Consider the following 20,301-nt stretch of genomic DNA (forward strand, 5'->3'; position numbering starts at 1 on the left):
GTTAGTGAAAATGGAAGCCATCAAGGATTTTTTCGGCAGTCTGATGCTGCTGGAGTTGCTCAAAGGGCTGCGGCTGACCGGCCGCTACCTGTTCGCCCGCAAGATTACGGTGCTGTTCCCGGAAGAGAAGACGCCGCAATCGCCGCGTTTCCGCGGCCTGCACGCGCTGCGCCGCTATCCGAACGGCGAAGAGCGCTGCATCGCGTGCAAACTGTGCGAAGCGGTTTGCCCGGCAATGGCGATCACGATCGAGTCGGAGCAGCGTGCCGACGGTTCGCGCCGCACCACGCGTTACGACATCGACCTGACCAAGTGCATTTTCTGCGGTTTCTGCGAAGAGTCTTGCCCGGTCGATTCGATCGTCGAGACCCACATCCTGGAATACCACGGTGAAAAGCGCGGCGACCTGTACTACACCAAGGAAATGCTGCTGGCTGTGGGCGATCGCTACGAACCCGAGATTGCCGCGGCGCGTGCTGCGGATGCTGCATATCGCTAACTGTTTGATTAGTTGGGGACAGAGTAATTCGTCGCGCTACGGCGACTCTTAAACTCTGTCCCGCAATTTGTTTATAGGCCATTATGGAATTTAAGACCTTCTTGTTCTACGCGTTTTCGGTGGTGCTGGTAATCGCCGCCTTGCGCGTGATTACCGCACGCAATCCAGTGCACGCCGCGTTGTTCCTGGTATTGTCGTTTTTCTCCGCGGCAGGCATCTGGATGCTGCTGAAAGCCGAATTCCTGTCCATCGTGCTGGTGCTGGTGTATGTCGGCGCGGTGATGGTGCTGTTCCTGTTCGTGGTGATGATGCTGGATATCAACCTGGACAAGATGCGAGAGGGATTCTGGGGCTACTTCCCGCTGGCGGCGACGGTCGGCACCGTCATCGTGCTGGAAATGGCCGCGGTCATTTTCCACGGCTTCCAGGGTTCCGAATCCGATGTTCCTGCCATCTCGGCCAACATCGGCAACACCAAGGAGCTGGGCAAGCTGATCTACACCGAATACGTGTACGCCTTTGAGATCGCTGCGGTCATCCTGCTGGTGGCGATCGTCGCCGCGGTTGCCCTGACGCTGCGCCGCCGCAAGGACAGCAAGTATTTCTCGCCTTCCGCTGCAGTCAAGGTCAAGAGCGGCGACCGGGTGCGCATCGTGAAGATGAAATCGGAAGCCAAGGTCGACCCGGTTGCGCCTGCGAATCCTGCTGCAACCCCGCCGGCCGCACCAGCGGCTCCACAAAAATAACAAGGACGCACCATGGCAATTTCTCTCGCTCATTATCTGATCCTTGGCGCGATCCTGTTTTCGATCGGCATTGTCGGCATTTTCCTGAACCGCAAGAACCTGATCGTGTTGCTGATGGCAATCGAACTGATGCTGCTGGCGGTGAACATGAATTTCATCGCCTTCTCGTATTACCTGGGCGATGCGGCCGGACAGATTTTTGTTTTCTTCATCCTTACCGTAGCAGCCGCCGAGTCGGCGATCGGCCTGGCGATCCTGGTGGCGTTGTTCCGTAACCTGGACACCATCAACGTGGAAGACCTGGACAGCCTTAAGGGCTAAGAGGCTTGTCTCCCGCGAACCCAGGTTTGCGGGGGCAGGCAGGTAAAGAATACACAGACAAATAACGAATAAAGATAAGGTTCATCATGGCGGGGCAACTTAACCCACAATTACTTCTTGCCGTACCGTTGGCGCCCCTGGCTGGCGCTGCGATCGCGGGCTTATTCGGCACCAAATTCTTCGGCAACCTGGTCGGGCGCAAGACCTCGCATACGGTCACGATCCTGGGCGTGCTGGTCGCCCTGATCATTTCCGTGCAGACCTTGCTGGCGGTGATCGACGGCGCCAGCTTCAACGGCACCTTGTACACCTGGATGACGGTCGGCGGCGTCAAGCTGGAAATCGGCTTCCTGGTCGACAGCCTGACGGCGATGATGATGTGCGTGGTGACCTTTGTCTCGCTGATGGTGCATATCTACACCATCGGCTACATGCAGGACGACGAAGGCTACAACCGTTTCTTCGCCTACATCTCGCTGTTCACGTTCTCGATGCTGATGCTGGTCATGAGCAACAACTTCCTGCAGCTGTTCTTCGGCTGGGAAGCGGTGGGCCTGGTGTCGTACCTGCTGATCGGTTTCTGGTATACCCGTCCGACGGCGATTTTCGCCAACATGAAAGCGTTCCTGGTCAACCGCGTCGGCGACTTCGGCTTCATCCTCGGCATCGGTTTGCTGCTGGCGTATTCCGGTTCGATGAACTACAGCGAAGTGTTCGCGCAAAAAGGCATGCTGGCGCAACTGACGCTGCCGGGCAGCGACTGGATGCTGCTGACAGTGGCCTGCATCTGCCTGTTCATCGGCGCCATGGGCAAGTCGGCGCAGTTCCCGCTGCACGTCTGGCTGCCGGACTCGATGGAAGGCCCGACCCCGATTTCCGCGCTGATCCACGCCGCCACCATGGTGACCGCCGGCATCTTCATGGTGACCCGCATGTCGCCGTTGTTCGAGCTGTCCGACACCGCCTTGTCCTTCATCCTGATCATCGGCTCGATTACCGCCTTGTTCATGGGTTTCCTCGGCGTGATCCAGACCGACATCAAACGCGTGGTGGCGTATTCGACCCTGTCGCAGCTCGGCTACATGACCGTGGCCCTGGGCGCTTCGGCCTACTCGGTTGCGGTTTTCCACCTGATGACGCACGCTTTCTTCAAGGCCTTGCTGTTCCTTGGCGCCGGTTCGGTCATCATCGGTTTGCACCACGACCAGGACATGCGCAACATGGGCGGCCTGCGTAAATACATGCCGATTACCTGGATCACTTCGCTGGTCGGTTCGCTGGCGCTGATCGGCACGCCGTTCTTCTCCGGTTTCTACTCGAAGGACAGCATCATCGAAGCGGCGCATGCGTCGACCCTGTTCGGTTCCGGCTTTGCCTATTTCGCCGTGCTGGCAAGCGTGTTTGTCACCGCTTTCTACTCGTTCCGCATGTATTTCATGGTGTTCCATGGCGAAGAGCGTTTCGGCAAGGCCCATGACGGCCACGATGCTCATGCTGCGCATGCCGCCAACGACGCCCATGCGGCGCATGGCGGCCACGACGATCATCACGGCGAGGCAGAAGAAGAGCACGAACACCACGGCCTGGCTCCCGGCCAGAAACCGCACGAGTCGCCTTGGGTGGTGACTTTGCCGCTGATCCTGCTGGCGATCCCGTCGGCCGTCATCGGCTTCCTGGCGATCGAACCGATGTTGTACGGCAGCTTCTTCAAGGACGTGATTTTCGTCAACGAAGCGCACCATGCAATGGAAGAACTGCGGCACGAATTCCACGGTCCGGTCAGCATGGTCAGCCATGCCTTTGCATCGGCGCCGCTGTGGCTGGCGATCGCCGGCGTGGCGGCAGCGTATTACTGCTACATGGTCAATCCGCGCCTGCCTGCGGCGATCAAGCAGAAGGCTGGTCCGATCTTCACGCTGCTCGACAACAAATACTATATGGACAAGTTCAACGACGTGGTGTTTGCCGGCGGCGCACGCCTGCTGGGCCGCGGCTTGTGGAATGCCGGCGACCGCGGCCTGATCGACGGCCTGATCGTCAATGGCAGCGCCAAGGCAGTCAGCTGGTTCTCGAAAATTACCCGTCTCTGGCAGTCCGGATATATCTATCACTACGCATTCGTGATGATTATCGGGGTGCTGGGTTTCCTGGTCTGGTTCATGCCGTTTCCGTTTGCCAAGTAAGCTGGCGAAGCAACTCAGTTAGGTAGAGCAATAATAAATATGTCAACTTTCCCTCTTCTCAGCCTCGCGATCTGGTGCCCGGTCGCGTTCGGTATCCTGGTCCTGGCAGTCGGCCGCGACGATAATCCAACCCTGGTGCGTTGGCTGTCGCTGCTCGGCGCAGCAGTTAGCTTCGTGGTGACGCTGCCCCTGGTCAGCCAGTTCGACAACGCTTTCCATGGCATGCAGTTCGTTGAAAAGACCACCTGGATCGATCGTTTCAACGTCAACTACTACCTGGGCATCGACGGCATTTCCCTGTGGTTCGTGCCGTTGACGGCGTTCATCACCGTGCTGGTGGTGATCTCCGCCTGGCAAGTGATCGAGAAAAAAGTCGCGCAGTACATGGGCGCTTTCCTGATCCTGTCAGGCCTGATGATCGGCGTCTTCTGCGCGCTGGACGGCATGCTGTTCTACGTGTTCTTCGAAGCGACGCTGATCCCGATGTTCATCATCGTCGGCGTCTGGGGCGGCGCCAACCGCGTCTACGCAGCGATCAAGTTCTTCCTGTACACCCTGATGGGTTCGCTGCTGATGCTGATCGCGCTGCTGTACCTGTATATCCAGTCGGGCGGCAGTTTCGAGATCCTGACCTGGCACCAGCTGCCGCTGACGATGACGGCGCAGGTCCTGATTTTCCTGGCTTTCCTGATGGCGTTTGCCGTCAAGGTGCCGATGTGGCCGGTGCATACCTGGCTGCCGGATGCCCACGTGGAGGCGCCGACCGGCGGTTCCGTGGTGCTGGCGGCCATCATGCTGAAGCTGGGCGGCTACGGCTTCCTGCGTTTCTCGCTGCCGATCACGCCTGACGCCAGCCATTACCTGGCCGGTTTCATCATCACCTTGTCGCTGATCGCCGTGATCTATATCGGCCTGGTGGCGCTGGTGCAAAACGACATGAAAAAGCTGATCGCCTATTCGTCGATCGCCCACATGGGTTTCGTTACCCTCGGTTTCTTCATTTTCAATGATATCGGCCTGCAGGGCGGCATCGTGCAAATGATCTCGCACGGTTTTGTGTCGGGCGCGATGTTCCTTTGCATCGGCGTCCTGTATGACCGCATGCATACCCGCCAGATCGCCGAATACGGCGGCGTGGTCAACGTCATGCCGCGTTTCGCCGCCTTGTTCGTGCTGTTCTCGCTGGCCAATTCCGGCCTGCCAGGCACCTCCGGTTTCGTCGGCGAGTTCATGGTGATCCTGGGCGCGGTCAAGTTCAATTTCTGGATCGGCCTGCTGGCGGCGACGGCCTTGATCCTGGGCGCGGCGTATTCGCTGTGGCTGGTCAAGCGCGTGGTGTTCGGCGCCATCACCAATTCGCATGTGAAAGAAATGCTGGACCTGAACAAGCGTGAGTTCGTCATGCTGGGCGTGCTGGCGATTGCCGTCATCGCGATGGGCGTGTATCCGGCGCCGTTCACCGATGCGATGCAAGTATCGGTGGCCGATCTGCTGAAGCATGTCGCGGTCACCAAGTTAAACTGATTAAGTACGATGATTAAATGCGCGTTGCATAAAAATAAGCGGCAAATAAATGAATAACATGAATCTGATCCCTGTTTATCCGGAAATCTTTCTGCTGATCGCGACGTCTGTCGTGCTGCTGATCGATATGTTTGTTTCGGATGCCAAGCGCTACCTCACTTACTACCTGACGCTGGCCGTGCTGGCCGTGTGTTTCGTACTGACGTTCGGCGCATTCCAGAGCGGGGAGACGGTCTATACCTTCCACAACATGTTTGTCTCGGACCCTTTGAGCAGCCTGTTGAAGCTGGTGTCCTACGTGGCGGTGGCGATGACGCTGGTGTATTCGCGCCGTTATGTGAACGAGCGCGGCATGGTCAGCGGCCATCTCGGCGGCGAGTTCTACCCGCTGGCGCTGTTTACCCTGCTGGGCCAGATGGTGATGATCTCGGGCAGCAATTTCCTCAGCATCTACCTGGGCCTGGAGCTGATGTCCCTGTCGCTGTATGCACTGGTGGCATTGCGGCGCGACAGCGCCAATGCGACCGAAGCGGCCATGAAGTATTTCGTGCTGGGCGCGATGGCTTCCGGTTTCCTGCTGTACGGGATGTCGATGCTGTATGGCGCTACCGGTTCGCTCGACCTGATCGAAGTCACCCGCGCAGCATCCTCCGGCGGCATCAACGCCACCGTGCTGGTGTTCGGCGTGGTGTTCATTGTCGCCGGCCTGGCGTTCAAGCTGGGCGCGGTGCCGTTCCACATGTGGGTGCCTGACGTCTACCAGGGTGCGCCGACTGCCGTCACCCTGCTGCTGGGCGGCGCGCCGAAGCTGGCCGCTTTCGCAATCTGCTTCCGCCTGCTGGTGGAAGCGCTGTTGCCGCTGGCGACCGACTGGCAGCAAATGCTGGTGGTGCTGGCGGTGCTGTCGATGGCGATCGGCAATATCACCGCGATTGCCCAGACCAATATCAAGCGCATGCTGGCTTATTCGACCATTTCCCACATGGGTTTCATGCTGCTCGGCCTGCTGGCCGGGGTAGTCGACGGCAACCTGTTCTCGACCGCCAATGCCTATAGCTCGGCCATGTTTTATTCGATCACTTACGTGATGACCACGCTCGGCACCTTCGGCGTCATCATGCTGCTGGCGCGTTCCGGTTTCGAAGCGGAAAACATGGACGACTTCAAAGGCTTGAACCAGCGCAGCCCATGGTTCGCCGCAGTGATGCTGGTCCTGATGCTGTCGCTGGCGGGGATTCCGCCGCTGATGGGCTTCTACGCCAAGCTGTCGGTGCTGCAAGCCGTGCTTGGCACCGGCAGCGGCCAGATCTGGCTGGTGGTGGTGGCCGTGCTGTTCTCGCTGGTCGGCGCCTACTACTACCTGCGCGTCATCAAGCTGATGTATTTCGACGAACCGCAAGACAGCTCGCCGATCGTAGCCCACCTGGACGTCCGGGTATTGCTCAGCCTGAACGGCTTGGCGGTGCTGGTGCTGGGCCTGTGGCCAGGCTGGCTGATGGATGCCACCACCACGGCCATCGTGAAGACCCTGACCGCCTTCCTTGGCAGAGTGGTGCAGTAACTTCGTGAATGTCTCCCTCTCCGGCTGGTTCGTGATCCTGTTGGCGCTGCTGGCTGCCAACCTGCCGTTTATCAACGAACGCGTGTTTGCCCTGGTGCCGCTCAAATCGGGTGGCCAGGCGGCGTCCAAGCCGGTCTGGGTGCGCTTGCTTGAGCTGTTTGCCTTGTATGCGCTGGTTGGTCTGTTTGCCCATGTGCTGGAAGCGAATATCGGCAATACCTTTAGCCAGGGCTGGGAATTTTATGCCGTAACCGGCTGCATGTTCCTGGTGCTGGCCTATCCTGGCTACGTGCTGCGTTATCTGAAAAAGCACCGCTGAACCGGCTTCGTGCCTGGCGGCGGGCGGCCCGGCCAGCGCCTGCATTACAATCTTCTTCTCGTCTGCCTTATCTTCCCTCGGAGTACCCGCATGGATAGCCACCTGAAAGAAACCCGGATCGCCAGCGCCGAAGCCTATGACGGCAACTTCCTCAAAGTGCAGCGCGATACGGTGCAGCTGCCCGACGGCAAGGCGACCACGCGCGAATACATCAAGCATCCCGGCGCGGTAGTCATCCTGCCGCTGTTCGAGGACGGCACGGTCTTGCTTGAGCGGCAATACCGCTATCCGCTGGAACGCGTGTTCATCGAATATCCGGCCGGGAAGATCGATCCGGGCGAAGACCACCTGGCCTGCGCCAAGCGTGAATTGCTGGAGGAAACCGGCTACACCGCGACCGAATGGCAGCACGTCTGCACCATCCACAATGCGATTGCCTATTCCGACGAACATCTGGAGCTGTACCTGGCGCGCGGCCTGGCCGGCGGCGAGCGCAAGCTGGACGACGGCGAATTCCTGGACGTCTTCAAGGCGCCGCTGGCGGACATGCTGGACTGGGTGAGGGAAGGCAAGGTCACCGACGTCAAGACCGTGATCGGCACATTCTGGCTTGAAAAAATTGTTGCCGGCGATTGGAAGCTGCCTTAGGGCAGGGCGGAGATTGCCCCGCATCCAGGATCCACCGGCAAGCGGGCAGGACATAAAAAAGGCTGCATACGCAGCCTTTTTGCACATTACATGTTCGGATAGTTCGGGCCGCCGCCGCCTTCCGGCGTCACCCACACGATATTCTGCGTCGGATCCTTGATGTCGCAGGTTTTGCAATGCACGCAGTTTTGCGCATTAATCTGCAGCCGTTCGGTATTGTCTTCATTGGTCACGAATTCATACACGCCGGCAGGGCAGTAGCGCGCTTCCGGCCCCGCATAGTCGCGCAGGTTGACGTTGACCGGCACATTCGGATCCTTCAAGGTCAGGTGGATCGGCTGGTCTTCGGCATGGTTGGTGTTGGAGATGAACACCGACGACAGGCGGTCGAAGGTCAGCTTGCCGTCCGGCTTCGGATACTTGATCGGCGCATAGTTGGCCGCCGGCTTCAGGCATTCATGGTCGGCATGGGTGTGGCGCAGGGTCCATGGCGCTTTGCCGCCGAACACGACCTGGTCGATGCCGACCATCAGGGTGCCGAGATACAGGCCCTTGCTCATCCACGGCTTGAAGTTGCGCGCCTTGTGCAGTTCCTGGTGCAGCCAGGACTGCTCAAATGCCGCGCCATAGGCCGTCAGCTCGTCGAACTGGCGGTTATCGCCCAGGGCTTCGAAGGCAGCGTTGGCGGCCAGCATGCCGGTCTTGATGGCGGCATGGCTGCCTTTGATGCGGCTGGCGTTGAGGAAGCCGGCGTCGCAGCCGATCAGGGCGCCGCCGGGGAAAGTCAGCTTGGGCAGCGATTGCAGGCCGCCGGCGGTAATCGCGCGGGCGCCGTAGGAAATGCGCTTGCCGCCCTGGAAAAACTTGCTGATTTCCGGATGCGTCTTGTAGCGCTGGAACTCTTCGTAAGGCGACAGGTAGGGATTTTCGTAAGCCAGGCCGACCACGTAGCCGACCGCGACCTGGTTGTTTTCCAGGTGGTACAGGAAAGAGCCGCCGTAGGTCCGGGTATCCAGCGGCCAGCCTGCGGTATGCACCACCAGGCCCGGCTGGTGCAGCTTGGGATCGATTTCCCACAGTTCCTTGATGCCGATCGCGTAGGTTTGCGGATCCTTGCCCTTGTTCAGGTCGAATTTCGCCATCAGCTGCTTGCCCAGGTGGCCGCGCGCGCCTTCGGCAAACAGGGTGTACTTGGCGTGCAGCTCCATGCCCAGCTGGAAGGCGTCGGTAGGCTGGCCATGGCGGTCCACGCCCATGTTGCCGGTGGCGACGCCCTTGACCGAGCCATCCTCGTTGTACAGCACCTCGGCCGCCGGGAAGCCCGGGAAAATCTCCACGCCCAGGAGCTCCGCCTGCTGGCCCAGCCAGCGCACCACGTTAGCCAGCGAGATGACGTAATTGCCATGGTTCTGGAAGCAGGCCGGCAGCATCCAGCTAGGCGTCTTGTAGGCTTTTTTCTCGGTCAGGAACAGGAAACGGTCTTCACTGACTTCGGTGGTCAGCGGCGCGCCCAGTTCTTTCCAGTTTGGCAGCAGTTCGGTCAGCGCCTGCGGGTCCATCACTGCGCCGGACAGGATATGGGCGCCGATTTCACTGCCTTTTTCCAGTACGCAGACCGATACTTCGCGTCCTTTTTCAGCAGCCTGCTGTTTCAGCCGGATCGCCGCCGCCAGGCCGGCCGGCCCGCCGCCGACCACCACCACGTCATATTCCATGGCTTCGCGCGGACCGTATTGTTCCAGGAAATTCTGCTGGTTCTGCCCTTGGGTTGGAGTCATTGTCTCTTTACCTATAATTAATTTTCGAACGGATGTGCTAATTGTCCGGGATTTTGCGGCAGAATGCTAGCAGGCAGGCTAGTGTTGTTCCTCGCCTGCAGGACGCCAATTTACAGTATTGAGGAAAGTCAGGGCAATGGAAAACAGAAAACACATCCATACCACGCGCATCGCCATGCGCTGGGGCGACATGGATGCGCTCGGCCACGTCAACAACACCGTGTATTTCCGCTACATGGAGCAGGCCCGTATCGAGTGGCTGCAGCAGATCGGCAGCGATTTCAATGCGCGCCACGGGCCGGTGCTGGTCAATGCCCAATGCAGTTTCCTGCGGCAATTGAAATATCCCTGCGAAGTCGAAGTCAAATCCTACATCGGCGCAGTCGGCCGCTCCAGTTTCGAGGCCAGCTACGAAATCCGCCGCGCCGATTTGCCGGAAGTGGTGTTTGCCGAGGGTGCGGCGAAGATCGTATGGGTCGATTTCGACCTGGAAAAGTCGATGCCTTTGCCTGACGACTTGCGCCAGTTGCTGCTCAATCCTGCACCTGCGGCTTGAGTACTAAACGCCTTCGCTCTGGGCGATGCCCAACAGGCGATGCACCAGTTCGCTGGAGGTCGAGGCCGTGAATTTCTTCATCAGGTTGGCCCGGTGCATCTCCACCGTGCGCGGGCTGAGGCCGATCTGTTTGCCGATCAGCTTGCTGGTCTTGCCCTCCACCAGCAGCGCCGCGATTTCCCGCTCGCGCGGCGATAGCGTGGATGAGGCGCGGCGTTTTTCACTCAGGTCTTCGAAGGTCCAGATGCCGGCGGCGTGGGTGTCTTCCGGCACCAGGGCGTGGCCGGTGACATGGCACCAGAACAGTTCGCCGTTGGCGCGCCGCATGATTCTTTCGTCGGAATAGATGCCCTTGGCGTTCATGATCGGTACGATGCGGGCGCCGGTGCGCTCGAACTCGTCCTGGGTCGGGTACAGCACCTTGAACGACTCGCCGTTCAGTTCGCCCGGCTGGTAGCCGAACATGCGCGCCAGCGCCAGGTTGCACACCTGCATGATGCGGCGTTCAGAGACGCACATGCCGATCGGCGCGTGCGCAAAGATGGTTTCATAATCGACGGCTAAATTAGGCAGTGGCACTTGGCAGATCAGTCTGGTGTTGGTTTCGTATTTTTACGGTATTGTTGGAAGCAGCGCTTCGTCATATGCTAACAGACTGCACGCAAACCAATAATAGTTGGAGTTTACACAAACAGGAGGCATTGGCATGAACAAAGTTTATCCTGACGCGGCAAGCGCGTTGGCCGGCATAGTCAAAGATGGCCAAACCATCGCCGTAGGCGGCTTCGGCCTGTGCGGCATCCCAGAAGCGCTGATCCTGGCGCTGCGCAATTCGGCGGTGCAGAACCTGACTGCGATATCGAACAACGCCGGCGTCGACGGTTTCGGCCTGGGGCAATTGCTGGCGACGCGCCAGATCAAGAAAATGATCGCCTCGTATGTCGGCGAGAACAAGGAATTCGAACGGCAATACTTGGCCGGCGAACTGGAGCTTGAATTCACGCCGCAAGGCACGCTGGCGGAAAAGCTGCGCGCCGGCGGCGCCGGCATCCCGGCGTTTTTCACCAAGACCGGCGTCGGCACGCTGGTTGCCGAAGGCAAGGAAATCCGCGAATTCGACGGCGCCAAGTACGTGATGGAACGTTCGCTGGTAGCCGACGTTTCCCTGGTCAAAGCCTTCAAGGCGGACCGCAGCGGCAACCTGGTGTTCAACAAGACTGCCCGCAACTTCAATCCTAACGTGGCCATGGCCGGCAAGATCACCGTGGTGGAAGTCGAGCATCTGGTGGAGGTCGGCGAGATCGATCCCGACCAGGTGCATACGCCCGGCATATTTGTCCACCGCATCGTGGTCAATGCGACGCCGGAAAAGCGTATCGAACAGCGTACCGTTCGCACTGCATAACCTACAGAGACGTAGAACAGGAGCACAAAATGGCATGGACACGTGACGAAATGGCCGCACGCGCGGCAAAGGAATTGCAGGACGGGTTTTACGTCAACCTCGGCATCGGCTTGCCGACCCTGGTGGCGAACCATGTGCCGCAAGAGATAGAAGTCTGGCTGCAGTCCGAGAACGGCCTGCTGGGCATCGGCCCGTTCCCGACCGACGACGCGGTCGATCCCGACCTGATCAACGCCGGCAAGCAGACCGTGACTTCGCTGCCCGGATCCTCGTATTTCAGCTCGGCGGATTCGTTCGCCATGATACGCGGCGGCAAAATCAACATCGCCATCCTCGGTGCAATGCAGGTTTCCAAAAACGGCGACCTGGCGAATTGGATGATCCCCGGCAAGATGGTCAAGGGCATGGGCGGCGCCATGGACCTGGTGGCCGGCGTGGGCAGGGTAGTGGTGTTGATGGAGCATGTCGCCAAGTCCAAGGACGGTTCGACTTCGCACAAGATCCTCGAGGCCTGCAACCTGCCGCTGACCGGCGTCGGCGTCGTCAACCGCATCATCACCGACCTTGGCGTGCTGGATGTGACGCCGCAAGGGTTGAAAGTGATCGAGCTGGCGCCGGGCGTGAGCCAGCAGGACATCATCGAGCAGACCGGCGCGCCATTGGAGATCGCACTGGCGCAATGACCCGGACGCAGTCGTAGGGAAGCGGCGTTTGATACCTGGTGTCAAACGCCGTTTTTTTTATTGCGTCATATGCTTGAGAGCGGCGTGCAACAGCCTTTTAGCGGGATTTTCGGACTTTGCCGTGCATGGGAGCGTGCAAGGGTGGGGCCATATGCGATAAGATGTTGCATATACGCAAAGCAAAACATATTGTCCAACCATCGTTTTGCCTGTCGCCACCCATCAAGTTCGACCGCAACGGGACCGCAATGACCATCGCCACCCACAAGTCTGTCCAGTGTATTTCACCCGCCGGGCTGCATAAAATGGCCTACCAGGAATGGGGCGATCCGCATAATCCGAATGTGCTGCTGTGCCTGCATGGCGTGACCCGGGTGTCGGACGATTTCGACCAGCTGGCGCGCACGGTGTGCGATACCTACCGGGTGGTATGCCCGGACGTGGTCGGCCGCGGCCGCTCCGGCTGGCTGCGCGATCCGCAATACTATGTGCTGCCGCAGTACCTGAACGATGTGGTCACCTTGCTGGCCCGGCTCAACGCCGAAACCGTCGACCTGGTCGGCACCTCGATGGGCGGCCTGATCGGCATCGGCCTGGCTTCCCTGCCGGAAAACCCGATACGCAAGCTGGTGCTGAACGACATCGGCCCGAGCCTGAATGCAGAGGCAATGGGGCGCATCGGCGCTTACATCGGGGCCGACATGCGTTTTGCCACGTTCGACGAAGCGGCCGCCTATGTGCGCGCCATCTCGGCCTCGTTCGGCCCGCATACCGACGCCGAATGGCACAAGCTGGCCAGCGATGTATTGCGCCAGAACGCCGACGGCCAGTGGATCCGCCACTACGACTTGAAACTGGCCCAGCCTTTCATTTCGACCAGCGAAGAAACCTTCAGGCTGTCCGAACAGCTGTTGTGGAAAGCGTACCAGGCGATCACTTGCCCCACGTTGCTGGTGCGCGGCGCCGAATCCGACCTGCTGTCGCCCGAGACCGCCCGCATCATGACGGAAAGCGGGCCAAAAGCCAAATTGGTGGAACTGGCCGGCGTCGGCCATGCTCCAACCTTTTTGCATATCGACCAGATAAAAGTCGTCACCGATTTCCTGATCGGCTGATTTGTTAATGTTCAATTGAGGAGACGAAATATGACTATCCAGCGCCTGCACGTCGGCAAGAGACTTTCGGAAGTGGCCATCCATAACGGCACGGTCTACCTGGCCGGCCAGCTGGCCGAAGACACCACCCAGAACATCGAAGGCCAGACGCGCGAATCGCTCGGCCATGTCGACCGCCTGCTGGCCGAAGCCGGCAGCGACAAGCATCACATCCTGTCCTGCCAGATCTACCTGGCCGACGTCAAGGATTTCGATGGCATGAATGCGGTCTGGGACAGCTGGGTTTCGGCCGACAACGCACCGCCGCGAGCAACCGTGGAAGCCAAGCTGGCGCGTTCGGAAATCCTGATAGAAATTATCGTGGTCGCAGCACAAAAATAAAGATGTAAGCATGGTTTCGCTCACTGCAACACAACGCGCTACGCAAATCCAGCTGTGCACCGCCGGCTTGAGTGCCGAGGATAGCGCGCGCGTGCTCGACGCGCTGGCGTTCGTCGAGCCGCTGTACGCCGACAACGTCATCACCACCGGCCAGAGCACGCTCGATTTCTCGCAGGGCGTGACCAGCATCCTGGCGCTGCTCGATACCGATGTCGAAACCCGCATCGCCGGCCTGCTGTTTGAGCTGCCTTTGCTCGACGCCAGTTATGCCGATACCATCGAACAGCGCTTCGGCAAGGAGATCTCGGACCTGGTCGGCGGCATCCGCCAGCTGATGCGGCTGCACGGCTTTACCTTCGGCTTGCCGCAGGAAGTCATGCGCGGCAAGAACGCCGCCCAGCAGGCTGCCAGCCAGGTGGAAACCTTGCGCAAGATGCTGCTGGCGATGGCGACCGACATGCGCGTGGTGCTGGTGCGGCTGGCTTCGCGCGTGACCGCGCTGCGCTATTTCGCCGAACACAAGATGGAAAACGAGCGCACCAGCCAGTATGCGCGCGAGACCCTGGACCTGTATGCGCCGCTGGCCAACCGGCTCGGGATCTGGCAGCTCAAGTGGGAGCTGGAAGACCTGTCGTTCCGCTTCATCGATCCGGTCACCTACAAGCGCATCGCCAAGATGCTGGAAGAGCGGCGCATCGAGCGCGAAGGTTTCGTCGACGCCGCCATCACGCGCCTGCGCAGCGAACTGGCGGCGGCCGACATCAAGGCCGAAGTATCGGGCCGGCCGAAACACATCTACAGCATCTGGAACAAGATGCAAGGCAAGGAGCTCGATTTTTCCGAGCTGTACGACGTGCGCGCTTTCCGGGTGATCGTCGACGACGTCAAGACTTGCTACACGGTGCTCGGCATCGTCCACAACATCTGGATCCCGATCCCGAAAGAATTCGACGACTACATCTCGCGGCCCAAGCAGAACGGTTACCAGTCCTTGCACACGGTGGTGCTGGCCGACGACGACAGGGCGCTGGAAGTGCAGATCCGCACCAACGAAATGCACCATTTCGCCGAATACGGGGTGGCCGCCCACTGGCGCTACAAGGAAGCCGGCGGCTCCAATTTCTCTGCGCAGAAATACGACGAAAAGATCGCCTGGCTGCGCCAGCTGCTGGCCTGGAAAAGCGAGGTGGTGGATGCGGTCGTCGAGCAAGAGGACAGCCGCCGCGAATGGCTGGAAAAACTCAAGCAAGCCACGCTCAACGACCATATCTACGTGCTGACTCCGCAGGCGCGCGTCATCGAACTGCCGAGCGGCGCCACGCCCATCGATTTTGCCTACTACCTGCATACTGACGTCGGCCATCGCTGCCGCGGCGCGCGGGTAGACGGCAATATGGTGCCGCTGAATACGCCGTTGAAGAATGGCCAGACAGTGGAGATCATCACGGCCAAGAACGCGCCCGGCGGTTCCGGCCCCTCGCGCGACTGGCTGACGCCGGGTTACGCCGCCAGCGCGCGCACCCGCTCCAAGGTGCGCGCCTGGTTCAATGCTATCGAACAGCAGGAAACCCTGGCCACCGGCCGCAGCCTGCTCGACAAGACCTTGCAGCGTGAAGGCAAGACCGCGGTCAACCTGGAAGAGCTGGCGCGCAAGCTGGAATTCGCCAAGCTGGAAGACCTGCTGCTGGCGCTGGGCAAGGACGAATTCAGCCTGCGCCATGTCGAGCAAGCCCTGCACGACGATCCCGGCGCCAAGCTGGCCGAGCATGGCAGCGAACTGGAAGAAGCGGCGATCACGCGCAAGAGCCGCGCTTCAAGCGTGGTGCACGGCGGCAGGTCAGGGGTGCTGGTAGTGGGCACCGACGGCTTGATGACGCAGCTGGCCAAATGCTGCAAACCGGCGCCGCCGGATCCGGTGGTCGGCTTCATCACGCGCGGCAAAGGCGTTTCCATCCATCGTGAAAACTGCAAGAATTTCGCCGAGATGCGCATCAAGGCGCCGGAACGCGTGATCCAGACCACCTGGGGTGCGCCGGAAGCGGAAACCGTTTATCCGGTCGACATCTTCGTGCTGGCCAGCGACCGCCAAGGCTTGCTGCGGGATATTTCGGAAGTGTTCTTGCGCGAAAAAATCAACGTCATCGGCGTCAGCACCCAAAGCGCCAAGGCGCACGCGCGGATGGCGTTCACCGCCGAAATCGCCTCCACCGCCCAGCTGCAGAAGGCGCTGACCGTGATCCGCGAGGTAAAAGGGGTGCTGGAAGCCAAGCGCCAATAAGGCTGGCGGAGCAGGGGCCGGGAAATGTGTTGCATCATCGCGGCGCCTGCTTTATTTACTGGAAATTCTATGTCATAATGGCGGCCTCTCCGGGAGGTTAGCTCAGGGGTAGAGCGATCGCCTCACACGCGATAGGTCACAAGTTCGAAACTTGTACTTCCCACCAATTCAAAGTCAATATCCATGCGGGTCTCAGCCGAAAACGGGAAATTCGTTTTTGCGTTTGGGGTGAATTTGGGTGAAAATGACTTCAAGTCGCCGTCTACGGTCCTCACCCAGCCAGCACCGATCCACTTCCCACATGTGCGCATGACCATCGTGGTATCGGTATGCCCCATTTGCGTCGCCACGTTATCGGCTTCGTCCCGGTCCAGGGTCCGCCGTGAAGGGGATTGTGAAATACGGATTTCCCAAGCTTTATTCCTGTGGCTCTATACAAGCTTTCAAGATGGCGTCGATTTCATCGATATTATCGTCTTTGCTTGTTCGATCGTCAGATGAACGTGTGAATTAAAAAATGGCGGATGTTCGTGGGATCATCCGCCGTTTTATTTTGGATCGATAGAATTCTTCTCAACAGCTAATCAGCAGACTCTTGTCTCGGGCGCCCGGTGAGTCGCTGTCATGTGCCGAAGACATCTTCATGTCAGACCTGCGCCATGCCCCCATCGACGGCGAGATCCACACCGGTGATATATGAACTTTCATCGGAAGCAAGGAACACGACGACGGCAGCGATTTCCTCGGGCTTGCCTCTGCGGCCGAGCGGAACTTGCGAGGCGAACTGAGCTGCCGCCTGTTCTGCCTGTTCAGCTGTGAGGCCCGCCTTCTCCAAAGCTTGAGTTTCGATTGGGCCCGGACTCATCGAATTCACGCGAATCTTGCGATCCTTTAGCTCCATCGTCCAGCCGCGCGCGAAGCTGCGCACGGCTGCCTTGCTGGCGGCGTAGGCAGTAAAGGCTGGCACACCCAGTACGTTTGCGTTTGAAGAGGTTAGGATGATCGAGCCGCCATCTTTGAAAAGGGGAAGAGCTTTTTGCACGGTAAAGAATAATCCCTTTACGTTGACATCGAAGATCTTGTCGAAATGAGACTCGGTCGCCGCTGCAAGCGGTGCGACTGTTCCTCCGCCTGCGTTCGCAAAGAGAATATCGATGTGACCATGCTTCTCTTTCACAACGGCATAGAGACGGTCGAGATCTTCTAAGTTCGAGACGTCGCCTGCGACCGTAATCACGTTTTTTCCGATGAAAGCTGCGGCCTCAGCCAGCTCTTCCTGTCTTCGCCCAGTGATCACGACATGCGCACCTTCTTCTACAAAGCGCTTGGCTGTGGCCAGGCCGATGCCGCTATTACCGCCTGTGATGACCGCGATTTTTCCTGCTAATTTATTTGCACTGCTATTCATTGTCTTATCCTTTAAACGTTAGTCGTTTTGCGTTGGATTCAGGAATTCATTCGTTTGATCAGATCCATGTGAAGTCCGCTTAAGGGGGCGCCGAATTCCTGGAGTCTTCCAGACTCAATCAGCCCCCCAAGATCCACCGGGGCAAAGCCGGCTTCGTCGAGAATGCGCGCTAGTTTCTGCTTCGCGGCTTTATCGTCGCCCGACATAAACAGAACCAATTTGCGGTCGTTCTCTGAGGGGGCTGGCACCCAATTCATGACGAGCGTATTGAGCGCCTTGATGACTCCAGCCCCAGGCGCATAACTTGCGATGATCTCGCTCGAAGTCTTGCCCTCGGCGTCCTCACTGGAAGGTCGATTTGTCGCGTCGACAAGAATCCGCCCACTCCAATCCGAAACCTCGGCGAGCGCCTGCTTTGCCTGCTCCCACCGGACACATAAGATCGCGATATCTTGCATCGCTGCTTCCTGGACAGTGCCTGTTTTGGCATTCGAGCCGATACCACGCACGAGTTCGTTTAACGAATCCGGCCCTCTGCTGTTGCTAAGCACAACCTCGTGCCCATACCGTACCAAGTACTTAGCGTATGTTTGGGCTACGTTTCCCGCTCCGATAAATCCGATTTTCATAAAATTCGCCGCCTTTCGCTTATGTTGTAGATACTATTAAAGTATCTATTTAGATCAAAAAAAACGCTAACGAGATTTGTTCCTGATTTTTGAAACAACATCTGCTAGTGTGGTCTGCTTCAAATCATTCTCAACAGCTTTCTGCGTACCGACCAGAACCTCGCCCATCACTTCCTTGATATTACTGCTCACTACGCACCATTCCTTTTTCTCATAGGTGTGGATAGCAAAAACATCAGGAGGGTTTATTGCATGTGAGATGTTTAATAGCGAAATGTCTTTTGGATTTTTAGTAAGCGTGTAGCCCCCTGCTTTACCAACGGTGGCTTTGACCAACTTCGCTTTTGAGAGCTTCGCCAGGATTCTCTTAACAAAAATCGGGTTCGCATTCACGCTGCCGGCTAAAACTTCAGACGTAAAAGACGTTTCATAGTGGGCGATCGCCGCCAACACATGAACCGCAATTGAAAACTGAGTATTTATCGATGCCATAACGGATATTATTATCGTATCCATTGGGTAAGTCAAGCATAAAAAATATGAGGAGACCATAAGCAATTGGCAGCCGCCTTCAATCCAGATTAATACAATCTGTCAAACGTCTGCAGCCGGCCAGAAGCGGCCAGTTACAAATTTTCCAGAAAGCGGTCAGACATGTGCGCGAGATATAGCGTGCTTGGCGGGCCGTTGTTTGGCGCCGACGCCATAGTCATTTAATAGCTTGAAAGATGAACTATGGACACAGTACTTTTTCTTGTCGTATTTCTGGGGCTAATAATATTTCCGAGCAAATACATCAGTGTTGGTAGATAGAGCTCAATCCACCGGTTGAATCCACAGTCGAAAGTAGTCAGTCTGCTCGGGCATTGGTAATCACTGCCATCCGATCCATTGTGGAAATAACAATAGTAAATCAAACGCCTTGACATGCTACCTACTAGTATGTAGAGTGCCTGGAATGAAACCCAATAACACGTCCGACGAAATCATAAATTGCGCCCGTTCACTGATAATTTCCGGTGGCTATAACGGCTTCAGCTACGCCGACGTTTCCAAAGTGGTTGGAGTACGCAATGCGACCATTCATCATCACTTCCCAACCAAATCCAATTTGGTTCGAGCACTTATAGTTAACTATCGAGAGCAGGTTCAGCTGGGACTGGCGGAATTGGAGCGTAACGTCCCTGAACCAGTTGAGCAGCTTCGTGCGTACATTCATTATTGGGAGTCCTGCATCGCTGACGCTACTGCTCCGTTCTGCGTGTGCGCATTGCTCGCAACTCAATTACCAGTTCTTCCCGAAGAAGTTGCGCTCGAAGTACGAGCCCATTTTCGGACTCTATCGACCTGGTTGACCTCTGTCCTGGAGCGTGGCGTAGCACAAGGCCGCATTCGACTAACAACGTCAGCCAAAATCGAAGCCGAAAGTTTTATGGCCACGGTTCATGGCGCAATGCTCTCAGCACGCGCTTACGACGACGCGAAGATATTCGGCGCAATAACCCATCCACTGCTGAAGCGTCTTCTGTAAATCTGAAATTTCTTAAGTGGAACTTAATTTCCCCCCAATTACCTGCCAACTAGTAGGGAGCTTTCAGGGGCTTGGATTTTTTTGGTTAGCAGCATCATTTTGTCAATATACGAAAGGAATCATTATGTTTGGGATAACGCCTCTAGGCTGGTTACATACAATTGGCAGCCTACCTGCCATACCTTTAGTCATCTACATGTTTGTACGGCATGGCAGGATTGCACCTCGCAGTGCTCCGGGTATTGCGTACTTTATTTCGATGCTAATAGGCGCGACTACGGTATTTCTTGTCGCACATCAGCCAGTGAGCTATGGCATTGCCACTGCTACGATTTTGCTTTTAGTGACGGGTTACGGAATAGCCCACATTACTTCCGTTGGGCGAGCGGCTATTTATATCGAAACCATTAGCCTCAGCCTTACTGCGTTCTTATTGATGGTTCCCACCGTAAGCGAGACGCTACGCCGCGTTCCGGACGGCCATCCATTCGTAACTGACCTAAAGTCTCCACTTCTTCTTGGATCTCAGGGCGGTCTATTCGTCATTCTTATCGTTGGAGTGATAGCTCAAATAATATTCCTACGCAAAAAAGGAAGAACAATTGAGCTTAAGCCGCAAAGATGATGCAGGATCGTCTAAAAATCTTGATGCGAAGTCTGCATTGGGTCGTTTGCTTGCCTGGCAAGCAGGTATCAGTTGATCATGGCGTACTGCATGGTCAACGAGGTCCGCCGC

General features: G+C 57.7%; 21 protein-coding genes and 1 tRNA gene. 17 read left to right on the forward strand and 5 right to left on the reverse strand.

Annotation, left to right across the window (positions count from 1 at the left end; all coding sequences use genetic code 11):
- The first annotated feature begins 10 nt into the window (after window positions 1–10).
- The 8 genes from nuoI to AC07RZ_RS01265 all read left to right on the forward strand — a co-directional run bounded on the left by nuoI (window position 11) and on the right by AC07RZ_RS01265 (window position 7,801).
- A complete protein-coding gene (gene nuoI, locus AC07RZ_RS01230; protein WP_014005585.1) occupies window positions 11–499 on the forward strand; it encodes an NADH-quinone oxidoreductase subunit NuoI in 489 nt (162 codons plus the stop codon).
- An 83-nt stretch (window positions 500–582) separates the two neighbouring features.
- Window positions 583–1,245, forward strand: a complete 663-nt coding sequence (locus AC07RZ_RS01235) for an NADH-quinone oxidoreductase subunit J (protein ID WP_144736026.1) — start codon at window positions 583–585, stop codon at window positions 1,243–1,245.
- A gap of 12 nt (window positions 1,246–1,257) precedes the next feature.
- Window positions 1,258–1,566: an NADH-quinone oxidoreductase subunit NuoK gene (gene nuoK, locus AC07RZ_RS01240; RefSeq protein ID WP_014005587.1), complete on the forward strand. Its 309-nt coding sequence runs from the start codon at window positions 1,258–1,260 to the stop codon at window positions 1,564–1,566.
- Between the two features lie 86 nt (window positions 1,567–1,652).
- The gene (gene nuoL, locus AC07RZ_RS01245) at window positions 1,653–3,749 is read left to right on the forward strand and encodes an NADH-quinone oxidoreductase subunit L (protein ID WP_494666591.1); all 2,097 of its coding nucleotides are present in this window, start codon (window positions 1,653–1,655) and stop codon (window positions 3,747–3,749) included.
- 33 nt (window positions 3,750–3,782) lie between these two features.
- Complete coding sequence (locus AC07RZ_RS01250) at window positions 3,783–5,273, forward strand: NADH-quinone oxidoreductase subunit M (protein ID WP_092399610.1); 1,491 nt, start codon at window positions 3,783–3,785, stop codon at window positions 5,271–5,273.
- Between the two features lie 49 nt (window positions 5,274–5,322).
- Window positions 5,323–6,834, forward strand: coding sequence for an NADH-quinone oxidoreductase subunit NuoN (gene nuoN, locus AC07RZ_RS01255; RefSeq protein WP_494666592.1), 1,512 nt, complete (start codon window positions 5,323–5,325; stop codon window positions 6,832–6,834).
- A 4-nt stretch (window positions 6,835–6,838) separates the two neighbouring features.
- Window positions 6,839–7,153: a DUF2818 family protein gene (locus AC07RZ_RS01260; RefSeq protein ID WP_144736030.1), complete on the forward strand. Its 315-nt coding sequence runs from the start codon at window positions 6,839–6,841 to the stop codon at window positions 7,151–7,153.
- 90 nt (window positions 7,154–7,243) lie between these two features.
- A complete protein-coding gene (locus tag AC07RZ_RS01265) occupies window positions 7,244–7,801 on the forward strand; it encodes an NUDIX domain-containing protein (RefSeq protein ID WP_494666593.1) in 558 nt (185 codons plus the stop codon).
- Window positions 7,802–7,887: 86 nt separating this feature from the next.
- Here the strand turns inward: AC07RZ_RS01265 and AC07RZ_RS01270 are convergent, their stop codons facing one another.
- Window positions 7,888–9,579 (reverse strand): electron transfer flavoprotein-ubiquinone oxidoreductase, encoded by a 1,692-nt coding sequence (locus tag AC07RZ_RS01270; RefSeq protein WP_494666594.1) that lies wholly within the window; start codon window positions 9,577–9,579, stop codon window positions 7,888–7,890.
- Window positions 9,580–9,715: 136 nt separating this feature from the next.
- On the opposite strand from AC07RZ_RS01270, the gene AC07RZ_RS01275 reads away from it, so the two are divergent.
- Complete coding sequence (locus tag AC07RZ_RS01275) at window positions 9,716–10,135, forward strand: acyl-CoA thioesterase (protein ID WP_144736033.1); 420 nt, start codon at window positions 9,716–9,718, stop codon at window positions 10,133–10,135.
- A gap of 3 nt (window positions 10,136–10,138) precedes the next feature.
- Here AC07RZ_RS01275 and AC07RZ_RS01280 read toward each other — a convergent pair whose 3' ends face one another.
- Window positions 10,139–10,654, reverse strand: coding sequence for a PAS domain-containing protein (locus AC07RZ_RS01280; RefSeq protein WP_494666777.1), 516 nt, complete (start codon window positions 10,652–10,654; stop codon window positions 10,139–10,141).
- A gap of 187 nt (window positions 10,655–10,841) precedes the next feature.
- On the opposite strand from AC07RZ_RS01280, the gene AC07RZ_RS01285 reads away from it, so the two are divergent.
- From AC07RZ_RS01285 to AC07RZ_RS01310, 6 genes are all read left to right on the forward strand, one after another.
- A complete protein-coding gene (locus AC07RZ_RS01285) occupies window positions 10,842–11,540 on the forward strand; it encodes a CoA transferase subunit A (RefSeq protein WP_144736035.1) in 699 nt (232 codons plus the stop codon).
- Window positions 11,541–11,569: 29 nt separating this feature from the next.
- Window positions 11,570–12,223, forward strand: a complete 654-nt coding sequence (locus AC07RZ_RS01290; protein WP_144736036.1) for a CoA transferase subunit B — start codon at window positions 11,570–11,572, stop codon at window positions 12,221–12,223.
- A gap of 248 nt (window positions 12,224–12,471) precedes the next feature.
- Window positions 12,472–13,338: an alpha/beta fold hydrolase gene (locus AC07RZ_RS01295; RefSeq protein WP_144736037.1), complete on the forward strand. Its 867-nt coding sequence runs from the start codon at window positions 12,472–12,474 to the stop codon at window positions 13,336–13,338.
- Window positions 13,339–13,368: 30 nt separating this feature from the next.
- Window positions 13,369–13,719 (forward strand): RidA family protein, encoded by a 351-nt coding sequence (locus tag AC07RZ_RS01300; protein ID WP_494666595.1) that lies wholly within the window; start codon window positions 13,369–13,371, stop codon window positions 13,717–13,719.
- Between the two features lie 10 nt (window positions 13,720–13,729).
- Window positions 13,730–15,997 (forward strand): RelA/SpoT family protein, encoded by a 2,268-nt coding sequence (locus AC07RZ_RS01305; RefSeq protein WP_494666596.1) that lies wholly within the window; start codon window positions 13,730–13,732, stop codon window positions 15,995–15,997.
- Between the two features lie 91 nt (window positions 15,998–16,088).
- A tRNA-Val gene (locus tag AC07RZ_RS01310) sits at window positions 16,089–16,163 on the forward strand.
- A 480-nt stretch (window positions 16,164–16,643) separates the two neighbouring features.
- Here the strand turns inward: AC07RZ_RS01310 and AC07RZ_RS01315 are convergent.
- The 3 genes from AC07RZ_RS01315 to AC07RZ_RS01325 all read right to left on the reverse strand — a co-directional run bounded on the left by AC07RZ_RS01315 (window position 16,644) and on the right by AC07RZ_RS01325 (window position 18,526).
- Window positions 16,644–17,405, reverse strand: coding sequence for an SDR family NAD(P)-dependent oxidoreductase (locus AC07RZ_RS01315; RefSeq protein WP_494666597.1), 762 nt, complete (start codon window positions 17,403–17,405; stop codon window positions 16,644–16,646).
- A gap of 38 nt (window positions 17,406–17,443) precedes the next feature.
- Entirely contained in the window at window positions 17,444–18,034 is a 591-nt protein-coding gene (locus AC07RZ_RS01320) for an NADPH-dependent F420 reductase (protein ID WP_494666598.1), read from the reverse strand.
- A 66-nt stretch (window positions 18,035–18,100) separates the two neighbouring features.
- Complete coding sequence (locus tag AC07RZ_RS01325; protein WP_342827824.1) at window positions 18,101–18,526, reverse strand: Rrf2 family transcriptional regulator; 426 nt, start codon at window positions 18,524–18,526, stop codon at window positions 18,101–18,103.
- Between the two features lie 466 nt (window positions 18,527–18,992).
- Between AC07RZ_RS01325 and AC07RZ_RS01330 the strand changes: the two genes are divergently transcribed.
- Together AC07RZ_RS01330 and AC07RZ_RS01335 are read left to right on the forward strand one after the other, a co-directional pair.
- Window positions 18,993–19,565, forward strand: coding sequence for a TetR/AcrR family transcriptional regulator (locus tag AC07RZ_RS01330; protein ID WP_494666599.1), 573 nt, complete (start codon window positions 18,993–18,995; stop codon window positions 19,563–19,565).
- Window positions 19,566–19,581: 16 nt separating this feature from the next.
- A complete protein-coding gene (locus tag AC07RZ_RS01335; protein WP_494666600.1) occupies window positions 19,582–20,190 on the forward strand; it encodes a hypothetical protein in 609 nt (202 codons plus the stop codon).
- Window positions 20,191–20,301 lie beyond the last annotated feature (111 nt).

This window comes from Collimonas sp. GW821-FHT07E08 (assembly GCF_059418905.1).